Origin of the sequence: Bacillus sp. GbtcB10 (assembly GCF_019091365.1) — a bacterium.
In the GTDB taxonomy this organism is placed as follows: Bacteria; Bacillota; Bacilli; order Bacillales; family Bacillaceae; genus Bacillus; species Bacillus altitudinis.
On record NZ_JAGXJP010000366.1, the window covers coordinates 1 to 239 of the forward strand.

The 239-nt window shown below is 38.9% G+C and carries 2 pseudogenes; both read right to left on the minus strand.

Annotation, left to right across the window (positions count from 1 at the left end):
- Positions 1-122 (minus strand): annotated as a pseudogene (locus KVT11_RS20515) (rod shape-determining protein MreD); the annotation flags it as partial.
- A gap of 14 nt (positions 123-136) precedes the next feature.
- Positions 137-239, minus strand: a pseudogene (locus tag KVT11_RS20520) (rod shape-determining protein MreC); the annotation flags it as partial.

Here is a 239-nt window from a genome sequence, read left to right on the forward strand (position 1 = left end):
GGTGATGCTATACTGTCTTTCCAAAAAACCTCTGATGGAACAATAGTAGCAAACATATTTTCAAATAAAAAAGCAAAAAGGAGCAAAAGAGGAAGAGCTGCTCTTTTTAAAATCTTCATCATCTCTTCTCCCCCTCCTATTCTAATGGCGCTGAAGGCGTTTCACGTTTCGCAACTACAACATGCTCTACGTCATTTAAATCAGCGGCTGGCTTTACATAAGCTGTTTTTGTTAAACCG